Here is a 14,316-nt window from a genome sequence, read left to right on the forward strand (position 1 = left end):
TATCGTTATAAAAATGGCCTACGTTTCCATAGGCCATCAAAATAAACTATTGTAATAAAACTATTTTCCGTTCTGTTCGATATCTCTATCCATTTCTACCAGATCAACATCACTTGGTTCAGAAAAATCGCCGATTAAATATTTGTTAAAATGATCAGCCAGTTTCCAGAAAGCATACTCTGTCATATCTCCAAAACCATGGCGCTGACCAGGAATAATCAAGAAATCGAAACGTTTACCTGCTTTCATTAGTGCATTGGCTACGCGGATTGAGTTTGCCGGGTGTACATTGTTGTCTACATCGCCATGCATCAATAACAAATGACCCTTCAGATTTTTAGCCAGATCAGGATTTTTATCAATGCTGTATTTAAATGAGGTATCCCCTTTTAACGAAATGGTTTCTTTTACGCCATGGTGTTTTTCGCTCCACCAGCGGTTGTAAATACTATTATCGTGGTTTCCTGCATTCGAAACAGCAGCTTTAAAGAAATCCGGATAAACCAACATAGCAGCTGTCGACATAAATCCACCTCCAGAATGGCCTGTAATGCCCACTTTAGATTCGTCTATGTATGAATACTTTGCAGCCAATTGCTCAATAGCCGTTTTCTTATCTGCTAAACCGTAATCCCGCAGATTACCATAACCGTAAGTATGGTACCATTTAGACCGCGAAGGATTTCCACCACGGTTTCCCACTGTAATTACAATATAACCAAATTGAGCTAACCTTTCGGTACGGTCCATACTTTTGCTGAAAGCTTTGTTTACAGCTTCGGTTTGTGGCCCCGGGTAAACATATTCGATAATCGGATATTTTTTATTGGGATCGAAATCGAAAGGTTTATACATTACGCCATACAGATCAGTTATTCCATCATCTGCTTTTACTTTGAAAGGCTCAGGGAATTTGTAACCCGCCGCCATAAGCAATGAAAGATCTGTAGTTTCAAGATCCATTACTTTTTTGCCTGCTCCATCATAAAGTGTAGCTTTTGGCGCAGTATTTACTCTCGAATAATTATCTACAAAGAAAGTATTGTTATCATTCATATTCGCCACATGGTCAAAATCACCCGCATTTAATAATTTCATGTTCGAGCCATCAAAATTGATGCTATATAAATGTAAGTAATAAGGATCTTCTTTACCTTCCCTACCATTTGCCGTGAAATAAAGGATACGTTTTTTCTCGTCGATATTTACGATATTTTCACAGTGGAAAGCACCTTTTGTAATCTGGTTTTTCAGCTTTCCATTTTCGTCAAAAAGATAAAAATGTGCCCAACCATCGCGCTCACTCCAATGAATTAGCTCTTTACCATCATTTACCAAGCCTGGGCGGTTAACTTCGACATAGGTATTAAAACGTTCGTCGATTAAAGGTGTTACTTTCCCGGTGGCAATATCAACGGTCCCGATGTCGATACGTTTTAAATCGCGACTGGTACGTGAAAAATAGAACCTGCTATCGTTACCCAACCAAATAGATGGGCGAAATTCGTTATCACGGTCTTTATTTAATGATGGTTTGCTCCAAACCGAAACACTTTGATCTTTAAAAGCCGAAACATTGAGTTTTTTATAAGATTTTGCAGCAAAATCGAATAACAAAACTTCATCCTGAGGGGCTTCGGCCTCTCCTGGCATCTGGTATTTATAGGTTTCTAAAGTTGGCCGACCAGGTGTAACACTATTAATTACCCAAAGATCTTTAACCTTACGCGAATCAGTCCTATCCAATACAAAATATTTCGAATTCGGCGACCAAAGCACATAAGCACCGCGGCGTTTTTTATTATTTTTTTCGTTCTCTACGTTATTCTCACCATCGCCATCATTTCCATAAGAATAGAATTTAACCCCGTCTTTAGTAAGCTGATGCTCTACAATGGTACTATCATCTTCATTTTTAACCGCTTTTTTGTAGTTCTCTTTATCCATCCAATACAAGTTGTAATTACGGGAGAAGATAATGGCCGAAGAATCGGGCGCTACCGATCCCCATGATGGTTTTGGTTTTGGTTTACTGAAATTTGGCACTTCAGTTAATTTAGCACTTGCCAGTTCGTATTTGAAAGAAAATATTTTTTTCTGCATGGAATCAGCCGCTTTTTTATCTTTTCTATCTTTTTTTAGCTCATCAACAGTGCTTTTTATTTCGAAAGAAATACTTTTTTCGTCGGCAGCAAATTTTAAGTTTTCGAGCGGCAAATGTTCTGCATCAAATGGATCGCGAACAATCAGGGTAATATCTGCCGCTAGTTTAGCATTATCAAACATTATTTTTTTGCTTTTTGATGCAGGATCTACCAGGTACCAAAATTTTCCTTTTGGACTTTCAAAAGTGTACCAGAAACGGTTGCTCAATTTTAGCCAATGTGGGTCTACAGCAGTAGAGTAAACCATTTTTTTTAGTTTATTTGGCGAAAAACGCGAAGCAAGCTGATAATTTGCTTTAGGTTGTTGTTGAATATTTTCGGTAATGGTAAATGTTTTATTTTGTGCAACAACAGTTAAAGATAAAAACTGCGCACACAACAGGAGTTTATAAAGTTTATTCATTAAAATTTGTTTGAGCCGCTAAATTATTTAATTAAAGGATATTAAGCAGGTTTTGATATGTAATAAATGCGATAGTTAGTGTAATTTCCTGCAACTGAAATTAATTATTAACACAATTTATTTTGATGGATAAATAATTAAGGGATTTTATAGTTTTGTAACTATATATCCTAATAATGAAATACAGCTTTTTAACACTAATAACAGCCGGAGTAATCTTATTTGCCAGCTGCCAATCTAAATCTCAGACAGAAAATTCTACCAGTAAAGATTCTTCTGCGCAGCGCACCAAAACTGCAGCAAGCTCCGGAACACCAGTTGATGTTTCGAAAATAAAAGTGGCTGATGCCAAAACCATCTTAGCCAGAAAACAAGTTCCAATTTTATGTTACCACCAGGTAAGAAACTGGAAACCAACTGATGGCAAAGTAGGTAAAGATTATATTGTAGAAATCCAGAATTTTAAAGATCAGATGAAAATGCTTGCCGATAGCGGTTATCATACCATTTTACCAGATCAGCTTTACGCTTATCTAAACACTGGTGCAGCCCTACCGAGTAAACCGATTATGTTAACTTTTGATGATACCGATATGGACCAGTTTACCGTTGTACGCCCAACTTTAGATAAATTGGGTTATAAAGCTGTTTATTTTATCATGACGGTTTCGATTGGTAGAAAAGGCAAGTTTGTGGATTACATGACGAAAGAGCAGATCAAACAACTTTCTGATGAAGGAAATATTATTGGCAGCCATACTTACGATCATAAAAATTTCAAAAAATATGCAGGCAAAGATTGGGAAGAGCAATTAGACAAACCAACCAAAAAACTGGAAGAAATTACAGGTAAAAAGATGACAGAATTTGCCTATCCTTTTGGTTTATGGAACGCGGAAGGTATTCCTGAGCTTAAAAAACGTGGTTTTAGAATGGCTTATCAGTTATCGACCAAACGTGATGAAAAAGATCCATTGTTCACCATCCGCAGGATTATCGCCAGTGGTTACTGGTCGCCAAAAACATTAAGCAACAGCATTAAAAACAGCTTTTAAATAAGATCGCTACATTCTATGAAAAGTTTCTTGCTCTATGGTGCCATTTCTATACTACTTTTAACCTCTTGCCAGCCTTCTAAGGCTTCAAAAGAAAAAGCAGCTGTAAATACTACCGAAACGGTTAAAATAGATTCTGCAAATGCCAAACCTGCCGATAACAAAACTATTTTGGCGCGGAGGGAGGTGCCCGTTCTGTGTTACCATCAGATTAGAAACAATATTGCCAGCGATAGTAAAAGAGCTCACGACGATATTATTGCCCCTGATAAATTTAAGGAACACATGAAAATGTTGGCCGATAGCGGTTACCATTCTATTTTGCCCGATCAACTGTATAATTATTTGGTTTACGGTGCTAAATTACCCGAAAAGCCAATTATGATCACTTTTGATGATACAGACGAAGATCAATTTACCATTGGGAATACCACATTAAAAAAACACGGTTTTAAAGGTGTTTATTTTATCATGACGGTATCAATCGGCAGAAAAGGGCGGATTAATTATATGACCAAAGAGCAGATTAAACAATTGTCTGACGAGGGAAATACGATTGCCAGCCATACCTACGATCATAAAAACTTTGCTCAGTTTACCGACGAAGACTGGACAACCCAAATTGATGCCCCAACTAAAAAACTGGAAGAAATTACAGGCAAAAAAGTGGAATACTTCGCCTATCCTTACGGTGTTTTTAAAGCTTCAACTTTACACAAGCTAAAAGAGCATGGCTTTAAAGCAGCATTTATACTTTCGACAGCGCGGGATGAAAATTATCCACTTTATACCATTAGGAGAATAATTGATCCAGGAAGATACACTGCAAAAAACCTATATTATAGTATTAACAAGAGTTTTAATAAAACAAAATTATAGTTTCAACTGTAAATAGTAAGTAATCAATTCCTTAGCTTATGAAATATTCTTTTCTTTTTTGCCTTTTAGGATTACTGATCATATCTGCTTGTAACAACCCTAAAAATGGAGCCAATACCACTGAAACTACAAATGATAGTACAGCGAATGCAAAGGCCCAACTTACAGAAAGTTTTTACAAGAGATTGGAAGGTACCATTGCAGGCAAAAAAGTAGTGATGCATTTGCAAAAGGTTGATGATGATTTAAGTGGTACTTATTATTATGACGGCTCATGGCTTAACCTATCAACCGATACTTTAATCGGGAAAGATAGCATAGTACTTACTGAATATAGTTTTTATGAATCATATTTCACACCTGATTTTAAATCGCCCCATTTAGCTTTAAAATGGAATGGAAATGGTTTCAGCGGCCATTGGGAAAGTGGCGATAAAACCAAAAAATACCCGATAGCCTTAACAGAAAAATATCCGGAGGGCAGCTATCCTTTCAGTGCCGGAATTTACAAAGACTCCATTAAGGCATTTTCCGATCAGCCAAAATCACCTACAGCAGAAATCAGTTTTGAATACCTGGAAAGCAAAAGTAATGATGAATACGGCAACTGGCTAAACTCAGAACTTAAAAAAATTTCAGGAGTAAAATCACAGGTCGATCGCTCAATCGGTTTCAAAAATATTGCAGCTGCCTATTTCAAAGACTATAAAACCCAGGTTGCCGAACAACAAAAAAATGGCCGCGACAATGATTTCCAGGCATGGATGAATTATACCAACAACAGTCAACAATCGGTTAATTATAACGATAATGGCTACGTAGTAATCGATTTGCTAACTGATGCCTATACTGGCGGTGCACATGGCAATTACAGCAGCGTAATGTATTGCCTTGATGTGAAGAACAAAAAACAAATGGTTCTTGATGATATCATAAAAATAGATTCGAATACCTTACAAAGCATTTTAGAACGCAATCTTCGTAAAGAATATAACATTAAAGCCAAAGATGCATTGAGCACCATTCTTTTTGATGACTTTATAAAACCAAATAACAACTTTTATTTCAATGCCAATGGTATCGCTTTTATGTATAATCCATACGAAGTAGCGAGTTATGCCCAAGGGCAGATTGTGGTATTTATTCCTTATTCGGATTTAAAGACTTATCTGGCACCGGCTTTTGCAGAGCGGATGGGAATTAAATAGCTCATCAGGTTACAATTGGCAGTTCTCAGCTTTCAGTTAATTGGAAACTGTAAACGACCAACTTAATTCTGCTTATCATTTTAAATCAGCGGGAATAAATGTAAAAGAAGCTTCAGAACTAACTGTGAATATAGAACCGTTACCTGTACACATAGAACTGAAAATTGCAAATTGCCAACTGAAAACTTATAATATCTCTTTCACAATATAATCTTTCCCATTAAACTTAAAACTTTCGCCTGTAGCTTTTCCAATCAAAAATCGCCCGATTGGCGAAACCTGTGATACTGCGAAGAATTTCTGTCCATCGATATTTAATTCACCTGCACTGATGCTGATGTAAAAATTACCTTCTGAAGTGAGCACTAAACTCCCATTTTTAACCAATCGATCTGATTCTACATTTTCGATCTGCTGTAAAGCAATTTTCTGTTGCCCTGCTTCGTACAGTAATTTACTGTTCCGATCCATCTCCTGCTGCATCATTTCGCGTGTGGTCTCATATTTATCACCCGCACTGCTTTTCGTATCATCGTTTGATGCCTGTCTGGCCTGCTGGAGCGAATATTCGATATTTTCTATCCTGTTTTGTATAAAAGTTAAGCAAAGCTGGTAAAGTTTAGATTTTAATGCAGACATATAAATAATGGAAAGTATAAAACGGATGTATTAAATTGGAAGATGGCTATTTTCTTAAGGCAAAAGCCTGTTTTAAAACAGATTCGATTTTCTTTTTAGGAATATCTTGAAGGTGGTTGACCAATAAAATTTTCATTCTGGCTCTTTTCTCCTGCAACAAATCTTCGTGTTCAATTTTATTTCCATCAACCAAACCAATGTAAGGCTGATGGAGTTTTTTGTGCGTCCAAAGATAACAGAACATTTTTCCTTTATGGTAATAAAAAGGCATTCCGTATTTCCAATGCTCGGTGATATCAGCATAGCCGATTAAAAGCGACCTTAAATATTGAAGGCAACTTTTAATCGGCTCATCTTTTTGGTCAAAATAGTTCTCTAACGGACTTAGCATAATATTAAATAAATAGAAAAATCGTCATTTCGACCGAAGTGGAGAAATCTTTTAAATTTCATTTCAATATTTGCGTCAAAGATCTCTCCATTCCGCTAAGCTCCAGCCGAGATGACGAAGACTCAGGACTAAAGACTCAAGGACTACCCCTCTATCCACCTCACCTTTTCTTCCATCGGAGTCCGGTTTGGTGCCCATGGTTTTTCATTATGATAGCCCATGTAAAATAAGCCGATGCACTTTTCATTTTCGGCCAGGCTTAAGAAATCGCCTAAATCGTCAATTAACGGTGGAGAGCTCCAGTAAGCGCCAACCTGCAAACTTTCTGCAGTTAACGCCATATTTTGAACCGCGCAGGAAACCGCGGCCAACTCTTCCCACTCGGGTATCTTACCACTCACCTGCATATTGATGGCAATAATACAATCAGCCTGACTGGTCTTTTCTGCAAAACTATCATACTTTTTCTGAAGAAATTGTTGAGGGGAAACCAACGCTTTATATAGTTTACCTAGCTCCTCTCCTAGTTTAGTCAATCCAGCTTTTCTGATTACGACAAAGCGCCAAGGTTGGGTTAATTTATGTGTTGGGGCATAATTGGCAGTCTCTAAAATCTGATTGATCACCTCAACCGGAATTTCTTTTTTGATATAGCTGGCAGGAAAAATACTGCGACGTTCTTTTATAACTTTTGAAATGATGTCGTATGTTGTACTCATTTGGCAAATATAAGGTAAAAGGCTTACGGAAGAAGGTAGAAGGCTAAAAGCCAATAAAGATTTGACGCTATGCTAACTGAAAATAAGATATAAGGCAGGAAGATGGAGGGTTTGAAAGCTGTTAACTGACAACTGACAACTGTTTCCTGATCTGTTTAACTTTCGCGAAAAAAGCAATACTTTCTTTATCCACCAGAAAATCCATGGTCTGCAGCAGTTCTTCCTTAATCCAACTGTGTTTGACATTTAAATTGGCCAAAATGTTTAAGCAATGTGACTTTACAGCTACCGGAATCTTTTCATCAATTAACCAGGCAAAAACAACCGCTACCAAATGATCGGTATCATAATCGGCAAGAATCTTCTTAATTTCTATTGAGGCGTTTTTCTTGGTCATAAGAGCCATAATTTTAACATAATGCCTCAATGCCGATAAATTGTTTTGTTGCGGAAATTTCTCTAAAAAATAAAATACATAAGGCAGAAATCTTTGCTGGTGGTTAGTAAATACATTTTCTAAAATCCATGCGGCCCTGAAACCGATCTGTTCGTCATGATAAAAACTTAAATCGATCAGATCTTTTACCGAAAAGGTACCTTCTGAAGCTATGGCTGCTAACTTTTCTACTTTGCTTTTCTGAAGGGTTGTTTTTATGTTTTCGAGCAGGGAGTGGTTAAGCATGGGACTAAAATAAATATTTTACGACAAATTACCTTGATATTGGTCGTCATTCCCAACCTGATTGGGAATCTAAGTGCTATATGTTGCGTGCATTAAGATTAGCTTCGCTGAGCACTTCGTGGTTCCCGCATGCGCGAGAATGACGTGCTCTTAGTTTAATTTTCTTATTAAGTTTTAATTTTCCTGAACAAGATTTTAAGCCATTGGCCAAAAGCTTCTCCCCTTTGTAAAATAAACCCGGTAGTAGCGAACACGGAGAGTAGCGGAGTAAAGCGAATAACGGGGCCTCACTCTCCATAAAGAACCAAACCCTCCATTTCCAAAGCCTTTCAATATTCCAACACATTTCAACTTTTAAACTTTCCAACAATCCAACCATTAAACACCTTCCTACCCTCAACCTTTTTCCGTATCTTTGCGGCTTATTTCAATTATAGCATGATTTCAGTTTCTAATTTATCGTTACGATACGGCAAACGCACATTATTTGAAGATGTTAACCTAAAATTTACCCAGGGCAACTGCTATGGTGTAATTGGAGCTAACGGCGCAGGTAAATCTACTTTTCTAAAAATTTTATCAGGAGAAGTTAGTCAAACCTCCGGTAGCGTGGCTTTTACTCCAGGCGAAAGAATGGCGGTTTTAAAACAAAATCACTACGAATTTGATGAGTTTTCGGTATTAGAAACCGTAATGATTGGTCATAAAGAACTTTATGCCATTATGAAAGAGAAAGATGCCATTTATATGAAAGAAGATTTCTCTGAGAAAGATGGCGAACGCGCCGGAGAGCTTGAAAATCTGTTTGCGGAAATGGATGGCTGGAACATGGAAAGCAATGCTGCAACCATGCTGAGCAATTTGGGCATAACAGAAGATAACCACTATAAACTGTTAAAGGAACTCGATAATACACAAAAAGTACGTGTATTATTGGCACAGGCCCTGTTTGGCAACCCGGATATTTTACTACTGGATGAGCCTACCAACGACTTGGATATTGAAACCATTGCCTGGTTAGAGAACTTTTTAGCTGATTACCAGAACATTGTATTAGTTGTATCGCACGACAGGCACTTTTTAGATGCAGTATGTACGCATATTGTGGATATCGATTTCGCTAAAATGAGCATTTATACCGGTAACTATACCTTCTGGTACGAATCTAGTCAGCTGGCACTAAAACAACGCAGCGACCAGAATAAGAAAATGGAAGATAAGGTGAAAGAGCTCCAGGAATTTATCCGCAGGTTTAGTGCAAATGCTTCTAAATCAAAACAGGCTACTTCCCGTAAAAAAGCTTTAGATAAGATTGATATTACCGAAATTAAAGCATCGAGTAGAAAATACCCGGCCATTATATTCAACAATACCGGTCGTGAGGCTGGCGACCAGATTTTACAGGTAGAAAACCTGGGTAAAAACGGAAATGATGGTGTATTATTCGATAAAATCACTTTCATGGTTAATAAAGGCGATAAAATTGCCATATTATCTCAGAACAGTTTAGCTACCGCCGCATTTTACGATGTTTTGACGGGCAGAGATACAGACCATAAAGGTGAATTTAAATGGGGGGTTACTATTAGTACAGCAGACATTCCGAATGATAACTCTGAATATTTTGCAGGTAAAGATGAAAACCTGGTAGATTGGTTGCGTGAATACTCAGGCACTGATGCTGATGAACAGTTTGTCCGCAGCTTTTTAGGTCGAATGTTATTCTCTGGTGAAGAAGTACTTAAAAACGTGAAAGTGCTTTCAGGAGGAGAGAAAATGCGTTGTATGTTCTCCAGAATGATGTTACAACAAGCTAACTTATTAATGTTTGATGAGCCAACCAACCACTTAGACTTAGAATCTATCGAAGCTTTGAACAATGGCATGAAAGATTTTAAAGGTACCATATTGTTTACCTCACGAGATCACCAGTTAACAGAAACCGTTGCCAACCGAATTATTGAAATTACACCAAAAGGCACTATCGATAAGTTGATGACTTATGATGAATACATCAATAGTAGCGATGTTGCGAAATTAAGAGAAGAGATGTATTCTTAATTACACTTAAAATATTTGTTTTAAAGCCACATGCATACCATGTGGCTTTTCTTTTATAAAAAAATGAGTACGGCTGTAGCGTTTTCGTTCCGTTAATCGTTTTACAAGAAAAAAAGCGTTAATGGCCATTAACCAATTTTGTTTAAAAATTGATTTAAAACATTAAAATGAAAACGGATTTGAAAAATTTTAGCACTACAACAAAAATTATACTCTCTCTCCTTGCTATAACTTTAACCATAACTGCCTGCAAAAAGGATTTTAACAACGATCCGATAGAAGCTGCCGGTATTGGCTTTGTTCATGCATCGCCAGGAACAGCTGCTCTTGATTTTATATTGGATAACCAAAAAATAAACAGCTTTACTTACACTAAAGATTTGGGTTATTATGCAGCTTATCCTGGAACAAGATTGGTAGGCGTTGCTAAAAAAGATTCTTTAAAATACTTAACAAATGCTACAGCTACATTAAAATCGGGATTCTTTTATTCGGTTTTCGTGGTAGATACTTTAAAATCTACAAAACTTTTGATCCTTGAAGATGATTTAAAAGCACCTGAAACTGATAAAGCTAAAGTTCGTTTTGTAAACTTAAGTCCGGGTTCTGCTCCGTTTGATTTAGCAATTGCAGGTACAGATGCACCTTTATTTACTGCTAAAGCATTTAAAGAGTTTACCACTTTTAGCAATATTACACCAAATGACAGCTATACTTTCCAACTAAAACAAGGCGGAGCGGTTAAGGTTAGCTTACCAACCGTTAAAATCGAAAAAGGCAAAATTTATACCATCTGGGCTAAAGGTTTATCGAGCAAAACCGATAGTACAGGCCTTGGTTTATCAGTGATGACGAACAAATAAAAATATTTCACCCTACCTGTGAAAACGAAAATTGACATCACCCAAAAATTGGGTGGTGTTATTTTTCTTAAATTTACAATAATTAATCATGATAAACCTTTAATAAATAGTCCTTTACAAGGGTGATAAAAAAAATACTCAGTTTTGAGGAAATTTTAAAAGGCTGTGTAAAAAACGACAATAGCTGTAAAGAAATGATGTATAAATCATTTTATGGCTATTTAATGGGCATAATTTTAAGGTATACAAAGAATCCTTCGGATAGTGAAGAGCTTGTAAATGATAGCTTTATCAAGATTTTTAAACATGTTGGTGGCTTCAAAGCACCAAAAAATCCGGAAGAATTACAACGATCGTTTAAAGGTTGGATTGCCCAGATTGCTTCGCGGACGGCGATAGATAAGATCCGGAGTTCTAAGGTTCAGTTTTATGTTGATGATTTAGCAGAAAGTGAACATCCTGTTACCCAGGTTTCGATTGCTTCGGAGCTACACGTTAATGATATTTTGAATTTACTAAATCACTTACCAGATACGCAGAGACTGGTATTTAACTTATATGAAATTGAGGGCTTTGCCCACGATGAAATTTCGAAGATGTTAAACATTCCGGAAAGTTCCAGTCGTGTTTACCTCACACGTTCTAAAAATAAGTTACGTACCCTTTACCTAAATACCATGGTTAATTCATACGAAAAAAATGGATAAGGAATTAATTGAGCATATTACCGCGCAACTCCAAAACCATGAGGAAACATACCCTGATGGTGCCTGGGAGCGCTTTTCGGAGAAAAAAAATAAGAAAAGAGGCATTACATACTGGCCTTTATGGGCTGCTGCTGCCTTAATTTTCATCTTCGGAGCTGTATTTTTTGCACAAAACAATATAGATCAGAAAAAAGATGTTACAATAGCTAAATCTAAAGCAGACCATAATCCTGCTCATGGAAATACAGATATCTTAATTTCGCCGAAAAATATTAAACCACCATTAAACAATAATGTTAACAACCATACAGCAGCTGTAACTAATTTAGTTGGTAATCACCCTACCAAGACTACAGAAAATTTAAAACCAATATTGGAACAACAGCATGGTTATGGATCTATCAATACATCAGAAGAATTAGAATTAAATCCTATTAATAACAATTTATTAGATAATAAACTTTCTGGTATAAATCTTTCAAATTTAAAATCAAAAGAATTTAATATTTTAACAGAAAAGAAAAAGCCTCAACCCAGCCCACAAACAAATTTTGAAAAGTTGCTTGCTCATGATAGTTATGCAAACCAACAAAAACCTGCCAATAAGGCAAGTGGGAGCTCTAAATGGCAACCTGACGTATACATTGCCCCTGCTATGGGTAACGACAATAAGGTAACCATGAATTATGGATTTTCTTTGTCGTATGCCATTGCCAATAAATTATCAATAAGTTCTGGCGTATCATATGCTTCTATTAGTACAACAGAATCGTTAGATGCCTCTGCACCACAAACCTTATCGGGCAAAAACCTAGCTTCAGTTGATGCTAAAGTGCGTGGAATTAATGTTCCTTTAGAATTAAAATACAATATAAGTGACAAACTTTACACCAATATTGGGGTATCTGCACTTGCTGTTTTAAATAATTCGCAGCAAAACAGCTATATCGTAAACCAGGTTCAAAGCTTTTCTTCTCCGGCGGTAAACGGTTATGCAGATTCTAAAACCATGATCGTGAAAGAAAAAACTGTTGAGCCGCAACCTGAAGCTACTATAGATCCTGATAAATATATCGGATTCTACAATTTCTCTTTGGGCTATAAGCAAAAAATATCCAAAAAGAATAACATCGCTATAGAGCCCTTTTTAAGGCTACCCATGAAAACTTTTTCTAAAGAAAACCTTAACCTCACCAATGGTGGACTGCGATTGAAAATCGATTTTTAAAAAAAACTAAGATATTTAGTATATTTGGTTAAATACCTCATATGAAAAATATCAAGCCATACCCTACCGAAGAGGAGTTACCTCCTATTAAAACCCTTAATGAGGTAGATTTCTCTGCTATTTACAGTTATGCAGATTATATGCGCTTCGAATTTGAAGAACGCTTAGAGATTATTAAAGGACACTTATTCAAAATGAGTCCTGTCCCTTCTCGAATTCATCAAGGAATTTCAGCCAACATTTTTGCCCCTATATACAATATACTCAAAGGGAAACCATGTCGTGTCTATTCTGCTCCTTTTGATGTACGTTTGGCCAAGAAAAGTGTAAATGATAAAGAAGTTTTCACCGTAGTGCAGCCTGATATCGTGGTAGTTTGCGATCCGGCTAAATTAGATAACCGTGGCTGTATTGGTGCCCCGGATATTGTTATCGAAATTTTATCACCTGGCAATAATAAAAAGGAACTGATTAACAAATATGAAGTCTACGAAGAAGCAGGTGTTAAAGAATACTGGATTATAAGTCCTTCTCACAAAACATTTTTCAGGTATATCCTTGATGATAACGGCAAGTTCCAGCCTACCAAACTGCTCACTGAGGGCGAAGAGGTTACAACAGCGATAATGCTAGGCTTTAAGCTGGTTTTAGATGAGGTTTTTCAAGATTAGACCTGGATATCAACAAAAGAAGTCAAGTTTAAAGGGCAATATGCTATTAAACTTGACTTCTTTAAAATCGATTATCTATAATTTAGTGACCTGAATGACCATCAGCTCCGTGAGCATGACCATGAGCCAATTCATCTTGAGTAGCTTCACGTACGTTTAAAATCACACCGTTAAATACTAAATTTTTACCAGCCATTGGGTGGTTTAAATCTACTGAGATGGTTTCGTCGTGAACAGCAGTAACACCTGCTCTAAACTGGTTACCATTGTTATCTTGCAACGGAATAACATCACCAACATTTGGTAATTCGCCACCAGCTTCAGTAAACATGGTTTTTGGAAGGTCAGCAAAAGCCCCTGGATCGATATCACCGTAACCATCTGCTGCAGATAGCTCGAAGGCATATTCATCACCAGTCTTTAAACCAGTTAAATGTTCTTCAAATTTAGGCAACATCATGCCAACGCCATATAAAAATACTAAAGGATTTTGTTCGTCAGCTTTTTCTACAAAAACTTGTTGTCCTTCTTCGTTAGTAGTATGCAATTCGTAAGTTAACGCTACTACAGAGTTTGGTGAAATATTCATTTAAATTAATTTATTGTAAATACTCTAATGCGTCCTCAACAGTGTTAACCGGCAAC

14 protein-coding genes are annotated in these 14,316 nt (G+C 36.8%); 8 read left to right on the forward strand and 6 right to left on the reverse strand.

The features are described from left to right. Positions 1-60 precede the first annotated feature (60 nt). Positions 61-2,568: a DPP IV N-terminal domain-containing protein gene (locus FHT21_RS12840; protein ID WP_167295044.1), complete on the reverse strand. Its 2,508-nt coding sequence runs from the start codon at positions 2,566-2,568 to the stop codon at positions 61-63. A 176-nt stretch (positions 2,569-2,744) separates the two neighbouring features. Here FHT21_RS12840 and FHT21_RS12845 point away from each other — a divergent pair, with 176 nt between their 5' ends. From FHT21_RS12845 to FHT21_RS12855, 3 genes are read left to right on the forward strand one after another with little or no spacing between them, the layout of a single operon-like run. Beyond that, positions 2,745-3,623 (forward strand): polysaccharide deacetylase family protein, encoded by an 879-nt coding sequence (locus FHT21_RS12845; RefSeq protein WP_167295045.1) that lies wholly within the window; start codon positions 2,745-2,747, stop codon positions 3,621-3,623. Positions 3,624-3,641: 18 nt separating this feature from the next. Further along, complete coding sequence (locus tag FHT21_RS12850) at positions 3,642-4,502, forward strand: polysaccharide deacetylase family protein (protein ID WP_167295046.1); 861 nt, start codon at positions 3,642-3,644, stop codon at positions 4,500-4,502. Between the two features lie 38 nt (positions 4,503-4,540). After that, a complete protein-coding gene (locus FHT21_RS12855; protein ID WP_167295047.1) occupies positions 4,541-5,710 on the forward strand; it encodes a DUF3298 and DUF4163 domain-containing protein in 1,170 nt (389 codons plus the stop codon). Positions 5,711-5,896: 186 nt separating this feature from the next. Here FHT21_RS12855 and FHT21_RS12860 read toward each other — a convergent pair whose 3' ends face one another. The 4 genes from FHT21_RS12860 to FHT21_RS12875 all read right to left on the reverse strand — a co-directional run bounded on the left by FHT21_RS12860 (position 5,897) and on the right by FHT21_RS12875 (position 8,141). Continuing rightward, positions 5,897-6,349, reverse strand: coding sequence for a 3-oxoacyl-ACP synthase (locus FHT21_RS12860; protein ID WP_167295048.1), 453 nt, complete (start codon positions 6,347-6,349; stop codon positions 5,897-5,899). 46 nt (positions 6,350-6,395) lie between these two features. Beyond that, on the reverse strand, positions 6,396-6,740 hold the full coding sequence (locus FHT21_RS12865) for a DUF1801 domain-containing protein (RefSeq protein WP_167295049.1): 345 nt from the start codon (positions 6,738-6,740) through the stop codon (positions 6,396-6,398). A gap of 143 nt (positions 6,741-6,883) precedes the next feature. After that, positions 6,884-7,459 carry a nitroreductase gene (locus FHT21_RS12870; RefSeq protein ID WP_167295050.1) on the reverse strand — a complete coding sequence of 192 codons (576 nt, stop codon included), beginning with the start codon at positions 7,457-7,459 and terminating at the stop codon, positions 6,884-6,886. A 121-nt stretch (positions 7,460-7,580) separates the two neighbouring features. Continuing rightward, positions 7,581-8,141 carry a hypothetical protein gene (locus tag FHT21_RS12875; protein WP_167295051.1) on the reverse strand — a complete coding sequence of 187 codons (561 nt, stop codon included), beginning with the start codon at positions 8,139-8,141 and terminating at the stop codon, positions 7,581-7,583. A gap of 438 nt (positions 8,142-8,579) precedes the next feature. Between FHT21_RS12875 and FHT21_RS12880 the strand changes: the two genes are divergently transcribed. From FHT21_RS12880 to FHT21_RS12900, 5 genes are all read left to right on the forward strand, one after another. Next, the gene (locus FHT21_RS12880; RefSeq protein WP_167295052.1) at positions 8,580-10,202 is read left to right on the forward strand and encodes an ATP-binding cassette domain-containing protein; all 1,623 of its coding nucleotides are present in this window, start codon (positions 8,580-8,582) and stop codon (positions 10,200-10,202) included. Positions 10,203-10,369: 167 nt separating this feature from the next. Next, complete coding sequence (locus FHT21_RS12885) at positions 10,370-11,065, forward strand: DUF4397 domain-containing protein (protein ID WP_167295053.1); 696 nt, start codon at positions 10,370-10,372, stop codon at positions 11,063-11,065. A 122-nt stretch (positions 11,066-11,187) separates the two neighbouring features. Then, positions 11,188-11,772, forward strand: a complete 585-nt coding sequence (locus tag FHT21_RS12890; protein ID WP_167295054.1) for an RNA polymerase sigma factor — start codon at positions 11,188-11,190, stop codon at positions 11,770-11,772. Beyond that, on the forward strand, positions 11,765-13,000 hold the full coding sequence (locus FHT21_RS12895; protein WP_167295055.1) for a hypothetical protein: 1,236 nt from the start codon (positions 11,765-11,767) through the stop codon (positions 12,998-13,000). Before FHT21_RS12890 ends, FHT21_RS12895 begins: the two co-directional genes overlap by 8 nt. Positions 13,001-13,041: 41 nt before the next feature. Then, on the forward strand, positions 13,042-13,671 hold the full coding sequence (locus tag FHT21_RS12900; protein WP_167295056.1) for a Uma2 family endonuclease: 630 nt from the start codon (positions 13,042-13,044) through the stop codon (positions 13,669-13,671). Between the two features lie 82 nt (positions 13,672-13,753). On the opposite strand, the gene FHT21_RS12905 is transcribed toward FHT21_RS12900, so the two are convergent. After that, on the reverse strand, positions 13,754-14,260 hold the full coding sequence (locus tag FHT21_RS12905) for an FKBP-type peptidyl-prolyl cis-trans isomerase (RefSeq protein WP_167295057.1): 507 nt from the start codon (positions 14,258-14,260) through the stop codon (positions 13,754-13,756). Positions 14,261-14,316: the final 56 nt, after the last annotated feature.

It is taken from the genome of Pedobacter sp. SG908 (genome assembly GCF_011759615.1).
Taxonomy (GTDB): Bacteria; Bacteroidota; Bacteroidia; order Sphingobacteriales; family Sphingobacteriaceae; genus Pedobacter; species Pedobacter riviphilus.

What these genes read in the sequence shown, in the direction of transcription:
- FHT21_RS12840 (WP_167295044.1), bottom strand. Translation starts at nt 2,568, where the DNA reads ATGAATAAACTTTATAAACTCCTGTTGTGTGCGCAGTTTTTATCTTTA.
- FHT21_RS12845 (WP_167295045.1), top strand. Translation starts at nt 2,745, where the DNA reads ATGAAATACAGCTTTTTAACACTAATAACAGCCGGAGTAATCTTATTT.
- FHT21_RS12850 (WP_167295046.1), top strand. Translation starts at nt 3,642, where the DNA reads ATGAAAAGTTTCTTGCTCTATGGTGCCATTTCTATACTACTTTTAACC.
- FHT21_RS12855 (WP_167295047.1), top strand. Translation starts at nt 4,541, where the DNA reads ATGAAATATTCTTTTCTTTTTTGCCTTTTAGGATTACTGATCATATCT.
- FHT21_RS12860 (WP_167295048.1), bottom strand. Translation starts at nt 6,349, where the DNA reads ATGTCTGCATTAAAATCTAAACTTTACCAGCTTTGCTTAACTTTTATA.
- FHT21_RS12865 (WP_167295049.1), bottom strand. Translation starts at nt 6,740, where the DNA reads ATGCTAAGTCCGTTAGAGAACTATTTTGACCAAAAAGATGAGCCGATT.
- FHT21_RS12870 (WP_167295050.1), bottom strand. Translation starts at nt 7,459, where the DNA reads ATGAGTACAACATACGACATCATTTCAAAAGTTATAAAAGAACGTCGC.
- FHT21_RS12875 (WP_167295051.1), bottom strand. Translation starts at nt 8,141, where the DNA reads ATGCTTAACCACTCCCTGCTCGAAAACATAAAAACAACCCTTCAGAAA.
- FHT21_RS12880 (WP_167295052.1), top strand. Translation starts at nt 8,580, where the DNA reads ATGATTTCAGTTTCTAATTTATCGTTACGATACGGCAAACGCACATTA.
- FHT21_RS12885 (WP_167295053.1), top strand. Translation starts at nt 10,370, where the DNA reads ATGAAAACGGATTTGAAAAATTTTAGCACTACAACAAAAATTATACTC.
- FHT21_RS12895 (WP_167295055.1), top strand. Translation starts at nt 11,765, where the DNA reads ATGGATAAGGAATTAATTGAGCATATTACCGCGCAACTCCAAAACCAT.
- FHT21_RS12900 (WP_167295056.1), top strand. Translation starts at nt 13,042, where the DNA reads ATGAAAAATATCAAGCCATACCCTACCGAAGAGGAGTTACCTCCTATT.
- FHT21_RS12905 (WP_167295057.1), bottom strand. Translation starts at nt 14,260, where the DNA reads ATGAATATTTCACCAAACTCTGTAGTAGCGTTAACTTACGAATTGCAT.